The sequence below is a fragment of the Buttiauxella sp. JUb87 genome, assembly GCF_004361975.1.
Taxonomy (GTDB): domain Bacteria; phylum Pseudomonadota; class Gammaproteobacteria; order Enterobacterales; family Enterobacteriaceae; genus Buttiauxella; species Buttiauxella ferragutiae.
Genome location: NZ_SNVY01000001.1, coordinates 974,132 through 998,342, shown reverse-complemented (window position 1 = coordinate 998,342; position 24,211 = coordinate 974,132). Strand labels below are relative to the sequence as shown.

Genomic DNA, 24,211 nt, shown 5'->3' with positions numbered 1-24,211 from the left:
ACTTTTGGGGCCATTATTAAAATATTTATAATATTGATAAATGTGATAGCGTTTGGCATTACATTTGGAAATGATATTAGTGTCAGGAGAAATGCCAGACATAATGGATGATCGCAACTTTTTTAGCTGGCGGCAGGATGCGCTGAATATCTTCCAGTCTGTTACGCAGGCTGACGAAATAACTAAAATCCTACATCAGCAAACGGAGTCGCTGGAATTTGACTATTACTCTCTGTGTATTCGTCACCCAGTGCCATTTACTCGTCCCAAAACGTCATTAAGGTCGACATATCCTCAGCCGTGGCTCGATCATTATCATGCTGCAAATTATTTTGCGATTGACCCGGTTTTGCGTCCTGAAAATTTCATGCGTGGGCATCTGCGCTGGAATGACGAGCTTTTTAGTGGTACTCAGGATTTCTGGGATGCGGCACGGGATCACGGCTTACGGCGTGGTATAAGCCAGTGCGTGATGGCGCCTAATCGTGCATTGGGGTTTTATTCAGTCTCGCGTACAGCGGGGAAAGGCAAAATTATGCCTGACGATGAATTGCAACTACGTCTGCAATATTTAGCCGAACTGAGTTTAATGACTTTAACGCGGCTTAATGATTCATCCATGGCCGCCATGCCATTAAAGCTTAGCAAACGTGAGCGAGAAATATTGCAATGGACGGGCGAGGGGAAAACGTCATCAGAGATCGCCATTATTTTATCGATATCAGAAAATACTGTGAATTTTCACCAGAAAAATATGCAGAAGAAATTTAATGCGCCAAATAAAACGCAAATTGCCTGTTATGCTGCAGCGATTGGGATAATTTGAAGGACGAGTTTTAACGAGGGAAGTCAACGAAGCGGCTGGAGAAACTGAATTCATCCAGCCGTCGCGATTCGATTACTGACGGTAAGCCTGTTTAATTTGCTTAACAGTATTACCAAAAACGTCTGCGTGTGCCGGGTCTTCCATTTGAGCGATTTGCTTTTCCATTTTAATGATAACTTTGCCTGCATCGGCCTGACCCATGGCTTTCAGCATCTGAGTCAGCATAGCTTTCAAGCAGGTGACTTCAATAGCCAGTTCACTACTGTTGTCTGCGGTGGAAAAATCAGGAGTGCTCATTTGTGTTCCTCGGTCTTGGTTGGTACACCGTTGTTTCGTGTAACGGTTTCTTAAGGCGGCGGAGTATAACACAGTCGTAAACCATTTTATTAGTGGTTACGTGAAGGCCGTAACATGCTTACGGTGCAAAGTGTGTATTTGTTTTAATTTTGTTTATTTTTGGTTAAAAAAAATACTTCCACGATCTTTATTTAATCCTTTTAATGGGCGTGAATTATAGTTTTTTTAAATATGAAAAGCGTTTTTACTATTTATAACTATGAAATGAGTCTGTTTTCTGTCCAGTATCCACTGTACATTTAAATTTCCAGCACGGCATGAGATTCCGAAAATCTGTTTTTATAATTTAAAGTTACCTGAAAACCCGTTAATATGGCTCAGTAATTTTAGCAGCGTAATCCCTATTCTGGAGAGGTCCCCTTGATCAACGTACTTCTTGTTGATGACCACGAACTGGTGCGCGCAGGGATACGACGCATTCTTGAAGATATCAAAGGGATCAAGATATCAGGTGAGGCAAATTGCGGCGAGGATGCCGTAAAATGGTGCCGTAGTCATCCGGTTGATGTTGTCCTGATGGACATGAATATGCCGGGAATTGGTGGCCTGGAAGCCACGCGTAAAATCGCGCGATATTCAAACGATATCAAAGTGATTATGTTGACAATACACACCGAGAATCCACTACCTGCAAAAGTGATGCAGGCGGGTGCCGCTGGATATTTAAGTAAAGGTGCAGCGCCACAAGATGTGGTTAATGCGATTCGTTCGGTCAATGCCGGGCAGCGCTACATTGCGTCAGATATCGCCCAACAAATGGCATTAAGCCAGATTGAACCGGAGAAAACAGACACGCCATTTGCGAGTTTGTCTGAGCGTGAATTACAGATTATGTTGATGATAACCAAAGGCCAAAAGGTCAATGAGATCTCAGAGCAGCTTAATCTTAGCCCTAAAACGGTTAACAGTTACCGTTACCGCATGTTTAGTAAACTGAATATCAGTGGCGATGTTGAACTGACACACCTGGCCATTCGTCATGGTTTATTTAGTGCGGAGACATTAATAAGTAGTGAGTGAAATCTTTGACCCGCGAGCGTTTCTTAAAACCGTAACCAGTAAACCTGGTGTCTATCGTATGTATGACGCCAGTGATACGGTCATTTACGTCGGTAAAGCCAAGGATCTGAAGAAACGCCTGTCGAGCTACTTCAGGAGCAATCTTGCCAGCCGTAAAACAGAAGCGCTGGTGGCCTTAATTCAGCATATTGACGTGACGGTGACTCACACCGAAACAGAAGCGTTGTTGCTGGAACACAATTACATCAAGCTGTATCAGCCGCGTTACAATGTGCTGTTGCGTGATGACAAATCCTATCCCTTTATTTTCCTTAGTGGCGATACTCACCCGCGGCTTGCGATGCATCGTGGAGCGAAACACGCCAAAGGGGAATATTTCGGGCCATTCCCTAATGGCTATGCTGTCCGCGAAACACTGGCGCTATTGCAGAAAATCTTCCCGATTCGCCAGTGCGAAAACAATGTTTATCGCAATCGCTCGCGCCCATGCTTGCAATACCAAATTGGGCGCTGCCTGGGGCCTTGTGTGGCGGGCTTAGTCAGTGAAGAAGAGTATGCCCAGCAGGTGGAATATGTCCGTTTGTTCCTGTCCGGTAAAGACGATCAAGTTCTGAATCAGCTGATCGCTAAAATGGAAGAGGCAAGCAAAAACCTGGCGTTTGAAGAGGCCGCGAGAATACGCGACCAAATTCAGGCGGTACGTCGCGTGACTGAAAAACAGTTTGTTTCCAATACTGGCGATGACCTGGATGTGATTGGCGTGTCGTTCGATGCCGGCATGGCATGTGTGCATGTGCTCTTTATCCGCCAGGGTAAAGTTTTAGGTAGCCGAAGTTATTTCCCTAAAGTGCCAAACGGCACAGAACTCGCTGAAGTCGTCGAAACTTTTGTTGGTCAGTTCTATTTGCAAGGCAGCCAGATGCGTACCTTGCCTTCTGAAATCCTGCTTGATTTCAATTTGCCGGATAAAACCTTGCTGTCAGATTCTTTGACGGAACTGGCGGGGCGGCGTATTAATGTGCAGACCAAACCACGCGGCGACCGCGCGCGGTATCTCAAACTGGCCCGTACTAATGCGGCCACGGCGCTTGTGACTCGTCTGGCGCAGCAATCCACCATTCATCAACGCTTAGCAGCCTTAGCCAGCGTACTGGAGTTGCCCGCAATCAAACGCATGGAGTGCTTCGACATCAGCCACACTATGGGCGAGCAGACCGTGGCTTCCTGTGTGGTTTTTGATGCCAACGGTCCATTGCGCGCTGAATATCGACGCTACAACATTGAAGGCATTACACCAGGCGATGATTATGCGGCGATGAACCAGGTGTTGCGCCGTCGCTATGGTAAGGCGATTGATGAGAGCAAAGTGCCTGATGTCATTCTGATTGATGGTGGCAAAGGGCAGTTGGGGCAGGCAAAAACCGTGTTTGCAGAACTCGATGTTCCGTGGGATAAAAACCATCCGCTGTTACTGGGCGTGGCAAAAGGCGCCGATCGCAAAGCGGGGCTTGAAACCTTGTTCTTTGAACCGGAAGGGGAAGGGTTTTCACTGCCGCCAGATTCACCCGCGCTGCATGTCATCCAGCACATTCGTGATGAATCACACGATCACGCTATTTCCGGGCATCGCAAAAAACGTGCAAAAGTAAAAAATACCAGTGCGCTGGAGACCATCGAAGGCGTTGGCCCAAAACGTCGCCAGATGTTGTTGAAATATATGGGTGGATTGCAACCATTAAAGAACGCATCCGTAGAAGAAATCGCAAAAGTGCCGGGTATCTCGCAAGCGTTGGCAGAAAAGATCTTCTACTCGTTGAAACATTAAGGCCTCTGTAGCAACATAGAGACAATTTCCACTTACGACAGACAGTTAACCAGCACTATGCAATTTAATATCCCAACATTGCTTACTCTGTTTCGTATCATCCTTATCCCATTCTTTGTGCTGGCTTTTTATCTGCCGTTTAGCTGGGCGCCATTCCTGTGTGCGTTTATCTTCTGGTTTGCCGCAATCACTGACTGGTTTGATGGTTTTCTGGCGCGTCGCTGGAACCAAAGCACACGTTTTGGTGCCTTCCTTGACCCGGTAGCCGATAAAGTCATGGTGGTCGTCGCTCTGGTGCTGGTGGCTGAACATTACCATGCCTGGTGGGTGACGCTGCCTGCGGCAACCATGATTGCTCGTGAAATCATTATTTCTGCTTTGCGCGAATGGATGGCTGAAATCGGCAAACGCAGCAGTGTTGCCGTTTCCTGGATTGGTAAATCCAAGACCATGGCGCAAATGCTGGCGCTGATTGGTATGCTATGGCGTCCAAACATGTGGATCGAATACGCGGGGATTGGTCTGTTCTTTATCGCAGCAGTGTTAACATTCTGGTCAATGTTCCAGTACCTGAAAGCGGCAAGTAAAGACTTGCTCGATAACTCTGGCGTTTAATCTTTTCCAGCAACCAGTCTCACATTTCAAATTAACGAGAGTTATCTATCCTGACGGTAACTCTCGTACTCCGCTCTACGGTAACCTTTGGTGCCTTCTCCCGGTCCTGCATGATTCACGCTCAACACTACCGACTATAATCTCGCTTAGGTCAGAATAAACAAGGTGCAGGTGTTCTTATGCGGTTTGATATTATCGACTTACGGCTGTTTCTGAACGTTTATAAAGCGGGAAGCATCACCGGTGGTGCTGTGCTGTCGAACCTGACGTTGCAGTCGGCAAGCGAGCGTATCCGTGGTATGGAGGGGGAGTTGGGTGTCGAGCTGTTTAGCCGCTCCAGAAAAGGGGTCAAGCTATCTGACGCTGGGTTTTCGTTGGTCAACCATGCCAATATTGTGTTGCAACAAGTTGAGCACATGCGCAGTGAATTACATCAATACGGCAAAGGGTTACGCGGGCATATCAACCTGCTGTGCAATTCATCGGCGCAGAACGAATTTTTACCCCAGTTGCTGGGTTCTTATTTAAGCCTTAAACCCAATATTTCTGTTTCTGTTAAAGAAATGCTCAGCTATGACATAGTCGCCGCTATTAAAAATCAAATGGCCAATTTAGGCATTGTTGCTGACTCAACAGAGCTGAACGGCCTGGTATCATTACCGTTCCGTGATGATGAATTAGTGGTGTTTGTGCCCGCCAAAAGCGATTGGCATGATAGCGAGAGTATTGCTTTCCGGGATATTGTCACTGCTGAATTTACGGGATTATCTGAGGGGAGTGCGCTTCAGGATCACATTGAAGGGCATGCCAAAAAGCTGGGATATCGTATTAGCTATCGCGTTCGTATGACAACATTCGATGCCGTGATGCAAATTGTCGACAGTGGCGTCGGCATTGCTATTATCCCGAGGCGTGCCGCCGAGCGATTTAATTCCATGAATGGCAGCAAAATTATCCGTTTAACCGATAGCTGGGCTGACCGCAAACTCATCATTTGTGCCCGGGATTTTACTGAACTGCCTGGATACGCGAAAGAATTCGTTGATTTCCTGACACAACGTCAGAATGATTCATAACTGTTATTTTATCGTCATATAAATTCCAAGTGCGATAAGCCCGATAAAAAAACAGCGGCGGAAGGCGAGTTCACTGATCACTTTACGCAAGTACTGGCCTGCATACATTCCTGCGATTGCAGGAATCAACGCAACGGCAGACAGATAATAATCAACGTGAGCCAGTTTACTGTCCAATGACAGATGAATGGCTAAGGCAATCGTTGATGCTGTGAAGGCTAATCCGAGAGCCTGGATAAGATCATTTTTATTTAACTGGAGCGATTGTAAATAGGGTACTGCCGGAATCACAAAAACACCGGTTGCTGCGGTAATGGTACCGGTAATATAGCCTGCTACAGGTGATAGCCATTTTTCTGATTGAACTGATGATGGCAACCTTTTAGCGATAAGCCCCCAAAGACCGTACATAATAAGCACAATACCCAATGCCGTTTCTGTCCACGATGATGCAGACGTTAATCCAGGTAAGAGGCTAAATAATGTACCAATGAAAATGCCTGCTATAAATCCCCATAATCTTTTAATTAAATTGATGAATGTTGGCCCGGTAAATAACTGCCATATATTTGTAACCAGAGAGGGTAAAATTAGCAAGCCCGCAGCGCTGGCGGGCGTCATGACGACAGTTAATAATCCCATTGCTATTGTGGGTAAACCCAAACCAATAACACCTTTTACAATGCCAGCCAGCAGGAATACACAAATGATAGTAATCAATTTAATCCCTCGGTTATAACAAACTGGATAACAAAATATTAAATTGAGCGGTAATTTCTGTATATGAGTATTTAGCTGAGGATGTATCAGGGAAAAACTTATTTAACAAGAAGATGCAGACCTGAGGGAACGGAAGGATTTAGCGCGGATCTATAAAGCAAAAAGCCCGCTTAGTTTCCTAAGCGGGCTTCTTAAATTTGGCTCCTCTGACTGGACTCGAACCAGTGACATACGGATTAACAGTCCGCCGTTCTACCGACTGAACTACAGAGGAATCGGTTAACGGGGCGCATAGTAACGAGCGGCCGCAGGGTTGTCAAAGGCTGTTTAGATGAAACATGATTGATTGCTGGTTTAATCAGCAAAAAGAAGAAAAGAGCCGCAAAAACACGGCTCTTTGGCGTTTTTACAGGCGTTGCGTTCTGACTGGCGCAGTGGCTTCAATCAACCATGGTCGCGCTTCGCCAGAAACCAGTGGCGATAATGTTTCGCGTACTTGCTGATGGTACTCATCAAGCCAGGCAATCTCTTGCTCGTTCAGCAGTGACAAGTCAACCGCGCTTAAATCTATTGGGATAAGCGTTAGCGAGGCGAACTGACAGAAACCCGGACGTGAAGCGATGACTTCAACCTGGTTCTCAATGCGAATGCCGTGACTTCCTGCGAGGTAATATCCCGGTTCGATGGTCAGAACATTACCCGGCAACATTGGCCATGGGTTCACTTTCTTCGCCATACGATGCGGGTTTTCGTGAATCAGCATGCAGTGGCCGACACCGTGACCGGTACCGTGGTCATAATCCAGACCCAGTTCCCACAATGGACGACGTGCAAACGCATCGATTTGGTGCCCCTGGGTGCCTTGCGGGAATTGCAGTGTAATCAGCGACAGGAACCCTTTTAACACCGCGGTGTAATGCAGGCGGCGTTGAGCGTCCAGTTGCCCAAAGTTCATGGTCCGCGTGGCATCCGTGGTGCCGTTGTAATACTGGCCGCCGGAATCGTTGAGATAAAACTCTTTACTGGTGATCGCAAAGTTGGTTTCCGGCGCACTGTGGTAGTGGCACATTGCCGCGTTACTCGCAGACGCGGAAATAGTGCCAAAACTTTGCTCCCAGAAGTTGTTACATTCCTGACGGAAAGCGAGTTGCTTTTCCTGGGCTTCAAGTTCGGTAATCGGCTTACCTGCCGCTTCACGCAACGGGACTTCATGGCTCAGCCAGGCGAGGAAATTCACCCATGCTGCGCCATCTTGCACGTGGCTTGCACGGAAGCCCTCCAGCTCAGTGCTGTTTTTGTTCGCTTTCATCAGCGTAACAGGATCCGCCTGCCACTTGATTTCCCCGCCACCTTGTTCAACCGCAAAGCGCACGGCAACCCCGGCATTGTCACCATCGAGCAAGAAGCGTTTTCCCGCCGCAAGCTGCGCACAACGCGCGAGAAACGCATCAGCAGGGTGGATCTTAAGCGAGCCGAGCAAGGTGTTATCAAGCTTTGGCAGTTTGGCTTCATCAACAAACCATTCCACGTCACCGTCATTTTTGACCAAAGCAAAAGAGAGGGGGACTGGGCTCATGGAAATATCGGAACCGCGAACATTAAGCAGCCAGGCGATGTTGTCTGGCAAAGTCAGGGCCAGATAGTCCACGCCCTCACGCTTCAAGGCTTCTGCAACGCGCGCGCGTTTTGATGCGGTGGATTCACCGCTAATGTCATCCGGCATGTGGTGAATAACCCCGCGAGGTGCCGCCGGGCGATTTGTCCAGATGTCGTTAATCGGATCATCATTGACGGCAACCAGATCACAACCGCTGGTACGCAGTTGTTCATATTGGCTGTTTACGAACAGCATCGGCTCAAACGCGATGCGTTTACCAGCAGGCAGATTCTCGTGTATCCAGAGGTGGATTGGTTCGTCGTGCAGGTGATGAATTTCAAACTCGCTGAGGTTGACTTGCTGACGCGCCTGAACCTGGTAGCGCCCGTCAACAAACAGTAGCGCGCGGTCGGCTAAAATCAGAGCCAGGCCCGCTGAGCCATCAAAACCACTGATAAATTCAAGCTTGGTGTCATAGGGGGCACAGTACTCACTTTGATGCGCATCGGCTCGAGGGATAAGCATGCCATCAAGTTCACGTTCTTTTAGCAGGCTGCGTAACGCAGCCAGAGGTGATGTGGGTTGCATTATTTTTCTCTTATCGGAAAGGTGGCTCATTAAATGTTCTTAATTTGCGCGAGTGCAGGCGTTCACCTTCAGCTCGCAGCAGGTCAATGGCGCAGATGCCAATTTGCAAATGCTCCGAAATTGCCCCTTCATAGAAGCGGTTTGCCTGACCGGGCAGCTTTATTTCACCGTGCAGCGGTTTATCGGATACGCACAGCAAAGTGCCATATGGCACGCGGAAGCGATAACCTTGCGCGGCGATGGTGGCACTTTCCATATCAATTGCCACCGCGCGGCTCAGGTTGAAACGCAGGGCTGAAGCCGAATAACGCAGTTCCCAGTTACGATCGTCAGTTGTGACGACAGTTCCGGTACGCAAGCGCTGTTTAACTTCCTCGCCCGGCATGCCACTGACCAGTTTAGTCGCGTCGTACAAAGCGCGCTGAACTTCGGCGATACTTGGAATCGGAATGTCCGGCGGCAGCACGGCATCCAGCACATGATCGTCGCGCAGATAAGCGTGAGCCAGCACATAGTCGCCAATCGACTGGCTTTCACGCAGACCACCGCAGTGGCCAATCATCAGCCAGGCCGCCGGGCGTAATACCGCCAGATGGTCACAAATATTTTTGGCATTTGATGGCCCAACGCCAATGTTAATCAGCGTGATCCCGGTGCCGTTGGCATCAATCAAATGCCAGGCTGGCATTTGATGTTTTTTCCAGGCGAGATCGGAAATGGCTTCTTCAGGAGCCTGGCTATCGGCGGTTAACCACACGCCACCGGCACAAGACAGCGCAACATAAGGACTTTCCGGGTCAAGAATTTGCTGGCAGCCCCAGCGTACAAACTCATCGACATAACGGGTGTAGTTGGTAAACAACACGAAGGGCTGGAAGTGCTCAACCGGCGTACCGGTGTAATGGCGCAGGCGAGCGAGCGAGAAATCCACACGACGCGCGTCAAAATGGGAAAGCGGGTAGTACTCAGTCGGGTGGAACAGGCCATCCGCTGTTTCATCGCCAATTTGTGCCAATTCAGTGGTTGGGAAATGGCGTGGTAAACCGGCACTCATCGAACGGTCGAGCGACAAACTCGAACCATCAATCACATACGGATACGGGATTTCATGCAGCGATAAACCGACTTCAATCTGCGCACCATAATCTTCATAAAGTAGTGTTAATTGTTCGGCGAGATAATGGCGAAACAGTGCAGGGCGGGTAACGGTGGTGGTATAGCTGCCGGAATGAGTGAAGCGAGCATAGGCGCGTGTTTTGTTGGGGTGTTTGATGGTGCCATCCCAACTGACGCGTAACTCCGGGTAGACAAATAATCCTGCGGCACGCTTTTGTATTTCGGGTAAGGTGCCGTTTTCAACGTACTGGGCAATGGCGTCACGCAATGCGTTGACCGAAGCATCGTACAGCTCCTCTAATTTATCGAGGGCCTGGTTCGGGGTAAGGGCAGTGTCGGCTGTCTGATGCGTCATCTTATCTCCTTATCCTGCAGATTTACGCAGGGCTGTTTCGATAGTATGTCATCGGAGGGAGAGAACGGAAGGGGGCGGCAGAGCCTGTAAAGCAAAAAGCCTGCTTAAATTAGCAGGCTTCAGATTGCTGACAAAGGGTGATAAATGTGTTTTGTAGGGTGGATAAGCGTTAGCGTCATCCACCATTTACGCCCGTTGTGTCGGATGACGCTGCGCTTATCTGACCTATGAGGTTTCATAAGGATTTGTTTTTGTAGGGTGGATAAGCGTTAGCGTCATCCACCATTTACGCCGTTGTGTCGGATGACGCTGCGCTTATCTGACCTACGAGGTTTCATAAGGATTTGTTTTTGTAGGGTGGATAAGCGCTAGCGTCATCCACCATTTACGCCGTTGTGTCGGATGACGCTGCGCTTATCCGACCTACGAGGTTTCATAAGGATTTGTTTTTGTAGGGTGGATAAGCGCTAGCGTCATCCACCATTTACGCCGTTGTGTCGGATGACGCTGCGCTTATCTGACCTATGAATAAGTTTGTCATCAGTCTCAAGCCTGCTTAAATTAGCAGGCTCTTGAACTACACCCGTTCGATTTTTGCCGGAAGCCCCTGTCTGACTGACGCTCCGGAAACCCAGTCCAGCCAGGTATTGGTGACCTTACGCGTTGGGTCAGCAAACCCTAAATCATTCAGGTTAACTCCCGCTTTTATCTGCGTATCCACCGCCATAGCTTCTCCGTCGAGATAATGTTGCGCGGCACCTATTTCCCGGTGCCCGTAACCGTGCTCAATGGCGATGACGCCAGGCATCACGCCGTGGAGCAAACTGATTTGTGCCTCAACGTGCCCGCCAGGTGTGGTGATGCGCGCAGTATCACCGTGGGTCAAACCGTAACGTTTACCGTCCTCAGGATTCAGCGCCACCAGGTTAGTGGGTTTGAGATGATGTAAGCGCGGGATCACCGTAGAGGCGCTGGCCATGGTATTAGATTTAAAAGAAATGAGCTTCAGTGGCCACTGCTGCACTGGGAATATGTCGTCAACTGAGCGCCCGTCAGACAACCGTGAAGGATACCAGGCCGGACAGCCGCTGTAGCGTTCACCGGTTATCGCATGGCGATGTACAGCAACATCGGCATTCCAGATTTGCAGCGGTTTTTGCCAGACATTGCCCACACTGTTGTCGGCGCGCCCGCTGCTGTCCGGCGCAAAACGCCCGCCACGGGAATAGATGAACGCCACACGTTCCACTTCGTCCGGTTTTAGCGTCTGCTGAATCACTGGCAGAATTCGTCGCACGCCGCTTAACGTCACATCCTGATGATTCGCTGGCGTGACGGGCGCTTTGCCCATATATGCGATATTGGCGGCAATGCGCAGATAGTAATCTTCCGCGCGATTGAGCGGGTAGCTGTTGCCTTGCACATCGGTAATCGCATGGTCGCCAAAACCAGGCAGTTGCAGGCGCTTTGCTACGGCGATGCAGAAGGCTTCCATTGACACCGGTTGCCCGTCTGCGGTCTGGCTTGTTGCTGAAGCAACGATCGGCCAGCGGGCGGTGGTGGCTTTACTGGCAACCCCTGCCCACGGCGCACTAAATCCCCAGCTTTCGAAGTTATGGGTGTCCGGAACGATGTAGTCTGCCAGCGCCGTAGTTTCATTCATAAAGGCGTCAATGGCGATAAACAGCGGCAGGCGTTTAGGGTCTTTGAGCTTATCTTCCGCCACGGCCCGCAACCCCGGAATGCCGTAGAACGGATTGGTCATATTGGAGATCCACGCTTTCAGTGGATAAGGGTAACCCTCCAGTGCGGAGGTAAGTAGTTCAGTCAGTTGCCCTGCCACAAACGGATACCACGGTGCTTTGGCAGGGAAGGGGGAAACCCCTGCGGCCACTTTATTGCGATACTCTTCTGAAGACTCATACGCCGTTTTGCTGCGCGCGATACTCAACCCTTGCGGTTTGACCTTACCTGGGAAGCTGTCCATGTTATAGCGCGGGCCATCGGTCGCACCGTTGAACTTCCCGCCGCCGACAAACACACCGCCTTCCAGACTAAGATTGCCGATCAGCGCGTTGAGCATCATAACAGCCCAGGCGTTGTAAAACCCGTTGCCTGCCATCATCCCGCCGTGGGCGATCACGGCGGCTTTGCGCCCGTGCTGGGTGAAAGCCTCCGCCAGCGCAGCAATTTTCCCCTCCGGCACGCCACACTGCTGGCTGTATTGCGTAAGCGTCAGTTTATTGGCCGACTCTTTTAGCAACTGGAAGCCACTTTTCACGGTGACGGCTTGTCCGTCCGCCAGCGTGACCTGTTGTGAGACAAACAATTGTGCGCGCTGGCAACGGCTGGCAGAAACCATCTGCTGGTTTTCGTTCATCACCACCGGTTCGTTTGCGCCATCCTCACTCAGATGCGCCAGCGTCAAATGCTGACCGGCAAGTTGCGGCAGTTCATCGCTGATCACCAGATGCGAGGCGTTGGTCCAGCTTTTTTCGCCGGCTTGCTGCATCGCTTGTGCGTCGGGGATGGCCAGATAGTCGGCGTTATAACGTTGTTTTTCGATAATCCAGCGAATCATGCCCATCGCCAACGCCGAATCACTGCCAGGAATAACCGGCAGCCAGTGGCCGCGATCGTCAGCCAGAACCGTGGTTAACGGCAACGCCGGAGCAACCACAACATACTGAAAATTATCGCGCAGACGGGCGCTGGAAAGTTGCCGGGCCTGGCGCTTAAAAGGGTTGCCGGATTGCGCGGGAGATGTGCCGATAAACAGCGCGAATTCAACGTGATCCCAGTCAGGTTTAACATGCGAGTTCTTTTCAAGATCGCCCATCAGTGCGCCGGAGCCTGCCCGGTAGGCAAGGCCGCAATAGGCACCGTGTGCACCGAAGTTTTTGCTGCCGAAACTGTTGAGCGCAAAACGGCGCAGGAAGGTATCGCGCCCGTCATCACTGGTATTGGTGACCAGTAACTGGTTGGTCTTCGGGCCAAACCCTGGATGCGCCGGGTCGATAAGCGTCGTTGGTGCATAAAGGGCGCGCAGACCTTCTACATTCCCCTCGCCAAACAGGTCGCCACCTTCCACGACTTCTTCAATAAGTTGTTCAAAACTGATGCGTTGCCATTTCCCCTCGCCACGTTTACCCACGCGTTTCATCGGTTCCAGAATACGCAGCGGGCTGTACAGGCCTTCCATCAAGGTCGCGCCACGTGCGCAAGCGGTGGAGCGGGAATCGAGGCCGCTTTCTCCGGCAAGTTGCGCCATCGCTTCTGCAAACGGCACGGCGGAATTGATGTGATGTTCATGGGATAACGGGTGATAAGGGTTACCGGCAATGCGCAGTACTCTCCCCTTTTCGCAATCGACCCTCACCCGCACACCGCACTGCGTCCAGCAGCCGAAGCACTGCGTCATGGAGATCACCTGCTGCGGGTTTTGTTGCCATTGCGGTTGTGCGTGAGCCTCGGGAATGAGCGCATTTGCGAAGATGCGGTCGCGGGTTATCTTGCCGGAGGTTCCGTTTTGCAAGCCGTCAATCGCCCGCTTTGCGACATCCCGGTAACTCAGCCCAAAGGTTACCATTCCGCCCACGGCAAGGCCGACTTTAAGCCACTGACGACGGGTTAAATTAGCCATGTTGTATTCTCCTTGCGAATCCGTTCACGGTTTCACGGATAATAATGAGCAGCGCTATCCACAAACCAAAGGTACCGAGGATGGCAAGCCAGCCATCAGTCCCCGCGGGCAGGGTGTAAGGGTTAAATTGAGCGTTGAATTTCGGCACAGTTTGCACCTGAATCAGTAAGGTCCAGCGCATTAGCCAGCACAACGCCATGGCGCTTAACGCCTGCAAAATGCGTAACGGCATCGTTAGCGGCTGGAATAACGCCACACCACCAAGACCCAGCGAGATAAACCAAAGTACAGCCCAACCAGCTGCGTAGTGCCTGGCCGATGCAGACACCGTAAGCCAGTCGCGAATAGCTACGCCGGAGAGCGTGTCGCCGTTGACCCAAAACACCACGACGAAGGCAAGTCCACCTAAAGTCCAGAGTTGCCACAGAGCCAGTTTGCGCTGTAACGCCGGTTCACCGCGCAGCGACACGATAAGCAGCGCGAAAAATGTATGAAAAGCACTGAGAAACATAGCCACCGGAAATGTATAGCTAAACCAGATGGGGCGCGCCTGTACGATAGAGACTTCACGTCCGGTATACAGCAGCAATCCTGCTGCGGTCAGTGCACTTGCCAGTGCCAGCCATTTGGTCGCCCGGTAGCTTTTTTTGGTAAAGCGTTTGAGCTGCAACGCCAGAAACCATAAGCCTAAAAAAGCGGTGAACAGCGGCAAAAATAGTGCGCCCCATGGCATCCACGACCACGGCGTTGGATAAGCGTAGAAATGCCAGAAGCGGGCGGTTTGATGCAGATCCGCCGTAAGTGCCAGAGGCGCGGTGATGGCACAGGTTAAGGCAATCAGCAGCGTCAGGTTTTCCAGTTTTGCCGAATCGCTTTTACGCCAGTGAAGCACGCAGGCAAACAGAGCGGCACAGGCGGCAATGCCGATGAAAAAGAAGTACTGCACCGCCCAGGGAAGCCAGCTAATTTCCTGCGGCCGGGTAAGTACTTCTTCGACTAACAGAGAATGGGTCATTTAAACCTCCTGCCAGAGTGCGGGCTGAGCGCGCCCCATCAACGGGGTGGTGAACGTCTCGTCCAGACCTAAATAGAAAACATGGGGTTGGGTGCCGTTCTCCGGTTTCAATACTTTGATGGCTGCGTGGTGGGCGTGGAGCATCTGCGCGATGCGGCTATTTGGGTCTTGCAGGTCGCCGATAATACGTGCGCCACCAACGCAAGACTCCACACAGGCGGGGAGCAATCCGACCTCCAGTCTGTGGACGCAGAAGGTGCATTTATCGGCAGTTTGGGTTTCGTGATTGATAAAGCGTGCGTCATAGGGGCAAGCCTGAACGCAATAAGCGCAACCGACGCACCGTGTGTTGTCGACCACGACAATGCCGTCTTCCCGCTGGAACGTAGCCTGAACCGGGCAAACCGGCACGCAGGGAGGGTTATCGCAATGGTTACACAGGCGAGGAAGCAGCACGTTGGTGACGCTCTCCTCGCCTTCAACTTGCACCTGATATTGGTTTACATGGGTGCGAAATTCACCCTGTGGGGTCTGGTTTTCGATAGCGCAACTCACTGTGCAGGCCTGGCAACCAATACAGCGGCGCAGGTCGATAAGCATGGCATAACGGTGGCGTGCGGAACCTTCACGTCGCTCAGGAGAGAAGGGGAATTTTGCCTGAGCCAGTGGCACTAAAGAGGCTCCTGCACTCAGGATGCCCAGTTGCTGGAGAAACTGCCGTTTACTGCTGTCCATATTTTCTCCCGTCATGATGCAACAACAAAACATTGGTCACGTCATTGTTCGGCTAGTGATGTATAAAAAATGTCTATGATTTACAGTGTAAAAATCAGGGAGTGGCAGCTCTATTGTGGTTAACCACATAACCAGCTTGTTGTTGATCTAAAACAACATAATCAACAGGGATAATTCGGTGATTGGGACACAGATGAGATGTCTGGCGTTATTCATGTCAGCCATCATGATGAGCGGTGTTGCGTGGGCGGAATCGTGGAACATTGGTGTTCTGGCGATGCGTGGAGAGGTGTTGACCCGCAGCCACTGGCAAGCGCTGGAAACCACGCTTAACCAACAACTTCCCGGCGAGTCGTTTCATATTCAACCGCTCGATCTGCCTCAAATGCAGGAGGCTGTTAACCGTAAAACGGTACAGTTTGTGGTGACCAATCCGGCGCAGTTTGTGCAACTCAATAGCCATTCACCGCTGCGTTGGCTGGCTTCTTTGCGTTCTGTTCGTGGTGGCAAAACGGAGAGCAATGTAATCGGCAGTGTGATCCTCGCCCGTCGTGATAGTGGTATTGCCTCGGTACACGAGCTGATTGGCAAAACGGTTGGCGCCATTGATGCGCAGGCTTTTGGCGGCTATTTACTGGGGTATAAAGCGCTCATTGATAGCGGTATTCGCCCGGAACGTGACCTGAATTTGCGTTTCACCGGTTTCCCGGCTGATGCTTTGCTCTATTTGTTACGGGAAAAAGCCATTCAGGCGGCGATTGTGCCGGTCTGCCTGCTGGAGAATATGGAGGAAGAGGGACTTATCCATAAGCAAGATTTTATCGCGCTGTTAAACCATTCGGCCTCTATTCCCTGCTTAACCAGCACGCCGCTTTATCCCAACTGGTCTTTTGCCGCAATGCCGATGGTCAGTGATGAACTGGCGGATCGGGTCACGAAGGTTTTGCTTAATTCCCCAGAAAGCGCGTCTTTTCGTTGGGGGGCTCCGGCCTCGACCAACCAGGTCGAAACACTGTTGCAAGACATACGCCAGCATCCGCAACAGCGACGTTTGTGGCTGGATATCAAAAGCTGGTTGATTCAACATCAGCTGGCAATGGGCACCGTGGCGTTGGTCCTGCTACTGCTCACGCTAAATTACATCTGGGTGATGCTACAGGTACGGCGGCGTGGCCAGCAGCTAGAGCGCAATAATGTGCTGCTGCGTCAGCAGGAGCAGGCGCTGGAAACGGCAAGACAAATGAGCGTACTGGGAGAGATGACATCTGGTTTCGCCCACGAGCTGAATCAACCGCTCTCGGCCATTCGGCATTATGCCGAGGGATGCCTGATTCGCCTTGAGGCTCAGAATGAGCAACATCCACTGCAGGCGGCGCTGCAAGAAATTGACCGGCAGGCACAACGTGGAGCCGACACTTTGCGTAACCTGCGCCACTGGGTCAGCCAGGCGCAGGGTAACCCAGTGATGAGCGAGGAGTGGGGGCAAGTCAGCATTCGCGATGCGATGTTACATGTCTGGCGATTATTGCGCATGGAGCAGCATTTCCCGGCATTAACACTGCAAATGGAGGTCAATTCCGCACAGACTTTGCAGCTGCCGCCAATGCTGCTTGAACAAGTGCTGACCAACCTGACCCTGAATGCGGCTCAGGCGGGAGCCACAACGATCTGGTTAATGGTGGACGATAAAGACAGCGGCACGCGAATTACCCTACAAGATAATGCCGGAGGCATTGATGAGGCGTTACTGCGCCAGGCTTTCCAGCCTTTTATGACCACCCGCGACGAGGGAATGGGACTCGGACTGGTGATATGCCAGCGTTTAGTCCGTTATGGCCAGGGAGAGATCAGTATCCAGAATCAAAAAGCCGCGGATGGTCAGTTGGGTGTGGTGGTGGTGTTAGATTTTACGCGCAAGGAGGAATGAAACAGCAATGGCGATAATTCATCTGTTAGATGACGATATGGCAGTGACTCAAGCCTGTGCTTTTTTGCTTGAAAGCCTGGGATATGAAGTTCACTGCTGGCATGAAGGGGCAATGTTTTTTTCGCAGGCAGAGTTATACCAGACGGGTGTGCTGTTGTTGGATATGCGTATGCCGGTTATGGATGGCCAGGCCGTGCATGAGGAAATGTTGCGACGCGGCAGTACGCTGGCGGTGGTGTTCCTCACCGGCCATGGTGATGTTCCGATGGCGGTAGAACAAATGAAACGCGGTGCGGTCGATTTCCTGCAAAAGCCCGTATCGGCAAAGCCCCTTCAGTTGGCGCTGGAACATGCATTACTGGTTTCTGAGCAGACATTTGAACGGCAAAAAATTGTCGCCTGTTATCAGCAACTGACACCTAAAGAGCGGGAGCTGGCGGGGCTGGTGGCAGATGGGTTAATCAACCGTGAGATTGCCAGCACCATGAATATTGCGGTACGCACGGTGGAAGTGCACCGCGCCAGGGTGATGGAAAAAATGCAGGCAGGCAGCCTGGCGGAACTGGTGAACCGACTGCAGCAGATACTGGACGACAGAAATGCAAAAAATTATCTGGTTTCCTGAGCGGGTTTGAAACTAATGATGACCCTTTTTCGTAGGCTGGATTAGCTCCGCGCATCATCAGTACATCAGGATGTGCCGGTTAGTGCTGCCGCTGGTCAAAGTACTCTGAGGCTGAAATAATGGAGAACGGTGATTGCTGAAAACGCCGCCTGAATTTCTTATATAAACCGAAAAACGTGACAAGTAATTTATTAATTAAAAGTAATCAAATGGAGAGTAATGGTGGGGATATTAGAAGGCTCTAAATCGCAGTGTCCACGCTTGGGGAATATTGTCGGCAGGATAGTTGCTGGTGCATTAATTTTAATGAGTTGTAGTCCTGTTTTCGCCCAACTGAAAGAAAGTGATATCGATACCCTGCTCACCACAGCACTCACTGAGACTCAAAATATACCTGCTAATGCTTGTGTAAGTATGCCTAATCCAGGCGTTAAACTTCCAGGGAATACTGAAACCGCTTCATTGATGTATCCGTCAGGGGATATCAGAAAAGATGTGGCTGCACTGATTGATGCTGGTTTAATCACAGTAAAGTTTAATTCTGGTGAGGGGGCGTCTGCATTGGCCGTTTTTAAGGCAAAAGCTGCTGGCACTGACTCATCAACATCCCCTAATGTTGCGTTAAGTTATGTAGAATTAACCCCGCTAGGGAACAAGTTTTATCGCTATGATGATCCTAAATCAGGTCATCTTCCTCAAGGACTCTACGGCGCAAACCGCTTTTGTGCACATATTCAGTACGGTGGCGTGGAGAAATATATGAAACCATTAAAGAACCCCTATGATGATAATCCTCATCTTGTTTCATGGGTTAATTTTAAATGGAAACTCGATCAACATAAAACACCGTGGCTGAATAATGCGGTACTAAAAGAACAGTTATCCATTTACAGTGATAAAGATTCATGGTCGCGTAGCGGAATTCTTATTGAGATGAATGACGATAAATGGGAATTAGGGAATGAACCCTATACCATTCGATGGTGAAGCGGTAAGACGTCTGGTTCGGTATGGCGTTCGTCATGGATCTTTTTGCCCGCAGGGTTATCGGCTGGAGTCTGTCAGCGAATACCGATACGGCACTGATAAGCAGCGCCCTGCGGATGGCATATGAGGTGTGTGGCCAGTCGCAGGGTATTATGTTCCACTGTGATCAAGGAAGCCAGTATACAGTCCTGAAATATCAACAACTTCTGTGGCGGTACAGAATAAAGCAAAGCGTCAGTCGGCAGGGAAACTGCTGGGATAACAGCCCCATGGAACGCTTCTTCCGCAGTCTGAAAACAGAATGGGTGCCTGCACATAGTTACGCAGGCAAGGACGAGGTCCGTCGACAAATCAGTGGCTATATATTGAACTACTACAGTCCATGGTTTCCTAAAAATACACTCTCAGACTCTCTTGCCTGTTAGGTGAAAGAGTACTGGTTTTGTCCTGGCTCGTTTCTGTAAAAGCGGGTGGCTACTGGATTAATGTTTTAGTGTCATCCCCTGATGTTTTTTAGAACTAAGTAAGTTATCCATAATTATTTTGGATAACCTTCTGCGCATGTAACTTTTAATGAGGGTAGAGAATGAATTGCTATTCATTAAAAATTTACACCACAATATCAATATGATATTTATTAACTTTATTACCCAATAGCTTTCATGAGTGATTATGGAACATAATATAGATATGCAAAATAAGGCGATTCCAAATAAGAACATGTATTTGTGCATGGTTATTCCCCGTTTCTTACCTTTCATTATATATTTCAAGTTAAGGATCAATAGCACCAAAATAAATATTAAAGGAGGGAATATCATCAGAGCAAAGGCTGAATGGGTTAAATTAAAAGTGTAAAGAATGGATTGATAAGGTAATAAAAACAAAAAAATCAAAATTATTGTTATTGTAGCGGCAGAAAATGCGCTCTTTAACGTTGGGCTGTACCATATGTCATGGATATAATGTTCAGCGTCTACATGTTTATAAAAATCATCTGCATTGATATCAGCTTCAATTTCACTGATATAGGAAATTAATGAATTAAAACTCCCGCCCACTAATGTTTTTACTAGTTCCATTAAATTATTTCCACTGTACGCAAAATACCTAATGCATATGCGCTTGTTTGCCTGATACTACCAGGATTGCGAATTGTCCCACCAATAGCGCTGCCAGCATATGCCATTGATGCCATTACTGCATTATTAAGTTGATTGTTTAATTCAGTGATGACTCTTTCCGAATCAATCATTCTGGGGTATTTATTCGCTGTAAGCCATATGCTAATTTGTTTTTCAGATGCTGAAGGATTGAAGTGCCTGATAATACCTCTTGAGAGGCTAACACGTTCTTTTTCGGTTGCCGCAAACCCGCGTAACCATTTTAACATACTCACAGAGGTAAAAGCCGATGCACTTTTAATGGCTCGATATGCTTTAACTGCTATATATAAATCACGACTAGCTCCCGCCAGAGAAATCAAATCCAGAGCTGTCAATGTAGCTATATACCAATCCTGTGAATCAAACCTTCGAACTCTCTTTCCTTCATTGCCATAGATATCAATTATTCGTAATACACCATTGGCACATTGTGCGGCAGTAGCTACGGTTCCCATTGTAGAAATAATAGCTATGGAAAAAAACAATGATTAAGCAATGTTTCAATAGTCAGTTTCAGACATTTCCAATCAACAGTCTCCTGCATTCAAGGCCATTACCTGTAAATGTGAAGTCCAGTACTAAATATAAACAAATATCCACATCAATTGCCGAAATTGGTTTGATTGAACCGATAGTTATTTTTATCAGTGATGATGACTCAAGGAAAATTATGGATGGACATCTTCGTATTGAAGCACTGAAAGATCTCGGTATTACGCAGGCGCATTGTCTTATTTCACCCGTTGAAGATACATACTCATATAACAAAAGAGTTAATCGGTTAACGATTATTCAGGAGCAGAAAATGCTTAAAAAAGCCATAGGGTCTGGTGTTTCTATAGAGAAACTGAGCGCAGTACTTGGCGCATCTGCTGCAACGTTAAACGCCAAACTTCATATATCCGATGGGATCGCTAAAGAAGTTGTGGCTCTTCTGGCTGAAAAAAATGTTTCCCAGAATATTTTCAGAGTATTAAGAAAAATCAAACCGTATAAACAATTAGAATTTGTTATGCGGATGATAAGTATAAACAACTTCACACAAAAATTTGCACTCATGATGCTTCACACCATCCCTCCGGAGCATTTAATTAAACAAAACAAGGAAGGTCTTGACAACAAAGATATTGTGAAAACATTAGTGAGACTGGAGAAGGAAATGGCTGCAGTACAAATAGAAACACAGACTATACAGGACGAGTACGCAGAGAATAATTTAAAAATGGTAGTTGTAAAAGCATATATCACCAGACTCCTTGGTAATAACGAAATATTACATTGGCTATATGATAATAACAGTGAATACCTGACTGTTCTGAAGAAAATATCTGGCGTGGTGAGCCTGAATTCTGTCAGTCGAGACCAGGGCTGATACATGGAATTGAACGGTCGAGAGTGACCAATTTTATTTTGCGCATGGGGTCTTTAAACAAAACACGAGGTCACTCTCATTAACGGCGCCTGGCCATACCGGAAATGACCTTCTTTGGGGAATAAACCAGTATGACAAAATATTCCCGATTTCTCCCTAAGGTTGGCCCATCGAGAGCACTTAATTAATCGCTAGTACAGCGGGTTATGGCTCTCCGTGCTCCTGGGAAGGTCGTTCTGAGGATAACTTTTGGCTGGAGTCCCGTTGGGTTATGTCGAGTCGAAACTGGTGGTATCACAACCGACAGGCTTCACTGGCTGACGCCCCGCGTCGAGCGCTCGCGTACATCGTCTGTCGGTGAGCAGATTTTAGTGCTGGCGATTGGCGGCGAGCTGGATATAGCCTTTGTTCTGCCTGGCATTTATTTCGATGACAATCCCGCGCCGTCAGCTTCTGTCGGCACTGATTGACCAGCCTGATAACCCGGCACTGCGTCTGCAAATTATGTCGGCCTACTATATGGTCATCCTGAAATGGGAACGCGTATCCGGCTGACCGCCATCACCTTTGAGAGCACTACCGATGGCTCTTTATTTGTCGACATCACCGATGTACGTACCGGCACCGCTGGCGCGTCATTTTTCTTAACCATTCCCCTGAGCTGAGATTGTGGCAACCATTGACCTGAACCAGTTAAGCGCGTCATAGACGAGCAGCCGTGGACTATCACTAAGGTGATGCACTCACTCAGTAACAGCGGCTTTCCAGCAGCATCTAGAAATCCGTAATATTGCCGGTGATGCGGGCCATGACGGGAGCCAGTTGTTTACCTGTCTCATCAAATGCCGCATCAAGCGACGTTTTCAGGACATAAACGGCATTCACATCAGGATTTAACGTCAGCTGTCTGCGCCCCTGCCACGGCCACAGCTCGTCGACTAGCACCTGGTAAACCCAGTGGTATTCTAGGGCAGTATCCAGTGAATTACTCAGGCGATACAGTCTGGCTGCTTCCCTATGCTGTCGGTGGTTGCTTTTCAGAGAAAAGCGAGCTTAAACCGCAGTTTCGCCCGAATAATCGAACCCGGTGATTACACCCTTTGGATAACGTGGCCGCAGCCAAGGACTGGGGCGCCCACATCCCTTTATCCGGATATAGAGTACCCGAGTTACAGTGACAATTATGGTTACTCACAATGGCTTTCTACGATAGAAAAATCCGCATGCTATGCCAATGTGTAAAACTTCTCGTTCAGTCCCTTATGTGAGCCCATATTTGAGATTGAAGTCAGGAAGGGACCGCTAAATAAGGATTACCAGCTAATAAAATCAATGGGTAGTGTGCTTTTACTCGACTATGTAGGGGAGGTGGTTCATCCGGGAAGTAATGGCTATACGGTATTACTTAAAGCTTGTGTCACCCCAGCCAAACGTTACTGGCGAGATAGCAATCGTCAAAATGGTTCAAATATTGGGTAACTTCTATCCTGATCGCATTAAAATATATTAGTTCTTGTCACCGATACTGAGAGCATGACCCGAAGAGTGTTGCCTTCTTCTTCACAACAACGAAATACGAAAGCTTCACTTCTTCTTTCCTGCATTCTTTTTATATTTGCCTCAATAAGACAATTTCATATCCATAAACACCCTTTTTTAAACGATGAGCAATTCATTCAATGCGAAAACTCATTCAAGATATGAAGGGTGGAAATATTTTGTATCGAAAATCTACAAATATTCATATTCAAATTTCAACATTAAAGTAGCACTCAATCACTCTATTTTAGGATTATTCTTGTAATATATTTTAATACTTAAAATCACAAAGCCCGCCCTCAAGCCTCCCACATAAAAACATTGATACAGATCAATAAAAGATCATACGTACAACATACCACTACCATTTTATTCACATTTGGTGGATTTCCCTTCCCTGCATGTTAAAACCAGTCAACAACCCCCTTAAAATCGGAATATGCAGAGTTCTTTCGTATTTAAAAATAGATGAAAATTCTTAATATTTCACTAAGGGTAGATCTTTGATCTGTAAAGATGTTCTATGTTAGTTTTTAGCTCTATTGTCGATTTGTTAATAAACTCGTGGAATTCATCACGACAGTTCAAGTACAAAGGGAATGATATGGCTGATTCGACCTTTCAAGGTGAGATACCAAAAGCACGTGTAAACATCCGGCTTGACCTGCACGTAGGTAACGCTCAAAAGAAAACTGAGCTCCCTCTGAAGCTGCTGGCAATGGGAGATTTCAGTAATGGTAAAGAAGATCTCCCCCTCTCAGAAAGAAGTAAGTTAAATGTTAATAAAAACAATTTTAATAGCGTTCTCTCTGAATTAAACCCGGAATTAAAATTTTCAGTTCCCAATACACTTTCTGATGATGGTACGGAAGAAAACGTCAGTCTTAGTTTCCATGAAATGAAAGACTTCGAACCTGAGCAGGTCGCCCGGCAGATACCGCAACTCCGCGCCATGCTTGCCATGCGTAATTTACTTCGCGATCTTAAATCTAATCTTCTCGACAATAATACTTTCCGAAAAGAGCTTGAGAAAATCCTTATCGACCCGGCTTTGACACAGGAATTACGCGACGAATTAAGTGCCCTTGCTCCTGAATAAAACAGGGT

Annotated in this window: 19 protein-coding genes, 1 tRNA gene and 4 pseudogenes; 14 read left to right on the top strand and 10 right to left on the bottom strand. The window is 48.6% G+C overall.

The genetic code is table 11. From position 1 onward, the window contains the following. The first annotated feature begins 103 nt into the window (after nt 1-103). Entirely contained in the window at nt 104-826 is a 723-nt protein-coding gene (gene sdiA, locus EC843_RS04590; protein ID WP_064545566.1) for a transcriptional regulator SdiA, read from the top strand. A 72-nt stretch (nt 827-898) separates the two neighbouring features. Here sdiA and EC843_RS04585 read toward each other — a convergent pair whose 3' ends face one another. Continuing rightward, complete coding sequence (locus tag EC843_RS04585; RefSeq protein WP_133521736.1) at nt 899-1,123, bottom strand: DUF2594 family protein; 225 nt, start codon at nt 1,121-1,123, stop codon at nt 899-901. 420 nt (nt 1,124-1,543) lie between these two features. Here EC843_RS04585 and uvrY point away from each other — a divergent pair, with 420 nt between their 5' ends. The 4 genes from uvrY (at nt 1,544) to EC843_RS04565 (ending at nt 5,719) form a co-directional block, all read left to right on the top strand. After that, the gene (uvrY, locus tag EC843_RS04580) at nt 1,544-2,203 is read left to right on the top strand and encodes a UvrY/SirA/GacA family response regulator transcription factor (RefSeq protein WP_064545571.1); all 660 of its coding nucleotides are present in this window, start codon (nt 1,544-1,546) and stop codon (nt 2,201-2,203) included. Continuing rightward, nucleotides 2,196-4,028 carry an excinuclease ABC subunit UvrC gene (gene uvrC, locus EC843_RS04575; protein WP_133521735.1) on the top strand — a complete coding sequence of 611 codons (1,833 nt, stop codon included), beginning with the start codon at nt 2,196-2,198 and terminating at the stop codon, nt 4,026-4,028. Before uvrY ends, uvrC begins: the two co-directional genes overlap by 8 nt. A gap of 57 nt (nt 4,029-4,085) precedes the next feature. Beyond that, nucleotides 4,086-4,643 (top strand): CDP-diacylglycerol--glycerol-3-phosphate 3-phosphatidyltransferase, encoded by a 558-nt coding sequence (gene pgsA, locus EC843_RS04570; protein ID WP_064545575.1) that lies wholly within the window; start codon nt 4,086-4,088, stop codon nt 4,641-4,643. A gap of 179 nt (nt 4,644-4,822) precedes the next feature. Beyond that, entirely contained in the window at nt 4,823-5,719 is an 897-nt protein-coding gene (locus EC843_RS04565) for a LysR substrate-binding domain-containing protein (RefSeq protein WP_133521734.1), read from the top strand. A gap of 3 nt (nt 5,720-5,722) precedes the next feature. Here the strand turns inward: EC843_RS04565 and EC843_RS04560 are convergent, their stop codons facing one another. From EC843_RS04560 to ttrB, 7 genes are all read right to left on the bottom strand, one after another. Next, nucleotides 5,723-6,439, bottom strand: coding sequence for a sulfite exporter TauE/SafE family protein (locus EC843_RS04560; RefSeq protein ID WP_208111305.1), 717 nt, complete (start codon nt 6,437-6,439; stop codon nt 5,723-5,725). 198 nt (nt 6,440-6,637) lie between these two features. After that, nucleotides 6,638-6,713 (bottom strand) — tRNA-Asn (locus EC843_RS04555). A gap of 132 nt (nt 6,714-6,845) precedes the next feature. Further along, nucleotides 6,846-8,624, bottom strand: a complete 1,779-nt coding sequence (locus EC843_RS04550; RefSeq protein ID WP_133521733.1) for an aminopeptidase P family protein — start codon at nt 8,622-8,624, stop codon at nt 6,846-6,848. 10 nt (nt 8,625-8,634) lie between these two features. Next, nucleotides 8,635-10,095, bottom strand: coding sequence for an AMP nucleosidase (locus tag EC843_RS04545; RefSeq protein WP_064545581.1), 1,461 nt, complete (start codon nt 10,093-10,095; stop codon nt 8,635-8,637). A gap of 577 nt (nt 10,096-10,672) precedes the next feature. Continuing rightward, nucleotides 10,673-13,738 carry a tetrathionate reductase subunit TtrA gene (ttrA, locus tag EC843_RS04540; RefSeq protein WP_133521732.1) on the bottom strand — a complete coding sequence of 1,022 codons (3,066 nt, stop codon included), beginning with the start codon at nt 13,736-13,738 and terminating at the stop codon, nt 10,673-10,675. Further along, nucleotides 13,731-14,753, bottom strand: coding sequence for a tetrathionate reductase subunit TtrC (ttrC, locus tag EC843_RS04535; RefSeq protein WP_133521731.1), 1,023 nt, complete (start codon nt 14,751-14,753; stop codon nt 13,731-13,733). Before ttrC ends, ttrA begins: the two co-directional genes overlap by 8 nt. Further along, entirely contained in the window at nt 14,754-15,488 is a 735-nt protein-coding gene (ttrB, locus tag EC843_RS04530) for a tetrathionate reductase subunit TtrB (RefSeq protein ID WP_166642038.1), read from the bottom strand. Nucleotides 15,489-15,666: 178 nt separating this feature from the next. Between ttrB and ttrS the strand changes: the two genes are divergently transcribed. The 4 genes and pseudogenes from ttrS to EC843_RS04510 all read left to right on the top strand — a co-directional run. Beyond that, complete coding sequence (ttrS, locus tag EC843_RS04525) at nt 15,667-17,415, top strand: tetrathionate respiration histidine kinase TtrS (protein ID WP_166642037.1); 1,749 nt, start codon at nt 15,667-15,669, stop codon at nt 17,413-17,415. A gap of 7 nt (nt 17,416-17,422) precedes the next feature. Next, nucleotides 17,423-18,040, top strand: coding sequence for a tetrathionate respiration response regulator TtrR (gene ttrR, locus EC843_RS04520; protein ID WP_064545596.1), 618 nt, complete (start codon nt 17,423-17,425; stop codon nt 18,038-18,040). A 219-nt stretch (nt 18,041-18,259) separates the two neighbouring features. Beyond that, nucleotides 18,260-19,027 (top strand): hypothetical protein, encoded by a 768-nt coding sequence (locus EC843_RS04515; protein ID WP_064545598.1) that lies wholly within the window; start codon nt 18,260-18,262, stop codon nt 19,025-19,027. Between the two features lie 23 nt (nt 19,028-19,050). Then, nucleotides 19,051-19,407: pseudogene (locus tag EC843_RS04510) on the top strand (DDE-type integrase/transposase/recombinase); the annotation flags it as partial. A 701-nt stretch (nt 19,408-20,108) separates the two neighbouring features. Here the strand turns inward: EC843_RS04510 and EC843_RS04505 are convergent. Beyond that, complete coding sequence (locus tag EC843_RS04505) at nt 20,109-20,648, bottom strand: hypothetical protein (protein WP_133521730.1); 540 nt, start codon at nt 20,646-20,648, stop codon at nt 20,109-20,111. A 29-nt stretch (nt 20,649-20,677) separates the two neighbouring features. Between EC843_RS04505 and EC843_RS04500 the strand changes: the two genes are divergently transcribed. The 4 genes and pseudogenes from EC843_RS04500 to EC843_RS24765 all read left to right on the top strand — a co-directional run. After that, entirely contained in the window at nt 20,678-21,565 is an 888-nt protein-coding gene (locus tag EC843_RS04500; protein WP_133521729.1) for a plasmid partitioning protein RepB C-terminal domain-containing protein, read from the top strand. Between the two features lie 206 nt (nt 21,566-21,771). Continuing rightward, nucleotides 21,772-22,020, top strand: a pseudogene (locus EC843_RS04495) (phage baseplate assembly protein V); the annotation flags it as partial. Next, nucleotides 22,001-22,230: pseudogene (locus EC843_RS24770) on the top strand (baseplate assembly protein); the annotation flags it as partial. The pseudogenes EC843_RS04495 and EC843_RS24770, both read left to right, overlap by 20 nt. 30 nt (nt 22,231-22,260) lie before the next feature. After that, a pseudogene (locus EC843_RS24765) lies at nt 22,261-22,329 on the top strand (late control D family protein); the annotation flags it as partial. A 10-nt stretch (nt 22,330-22,339) separates the two neighbouring features. Here the strand turns inward: EC843_RS24765 and EC843_RS24505 are convergent. Then, nucleotides 22,340-22,510 carry a hypothetical protein gene (locus EC843_RS24505; RefSeq protein ID WP_166642036.1) on the bottom strand — a complete coding sequence of 57 codons (171 nt, stop codon included), beginning with the start codon at nt 22,508-22,510 and terminating at the stop codon, nt 22,340-22,342. Between the two features lie 1,198 nt (nt 22,511-23,708). Here EC843_RS24505 and tssB point away from each other — a divergent pair. Further along, entirely contained in the window at nt 23,709-24,203 is a 495-nt protein-coding gene (gene tssB / locus EC843_RS04490; RefSeq protein ID WP_133521727.1) for a type VI secretion system contractile sheath small subunit, read from the top strand. The last annotated feature ends 8 nt before the right edge of the window (nt 24,204-24,211 follow it).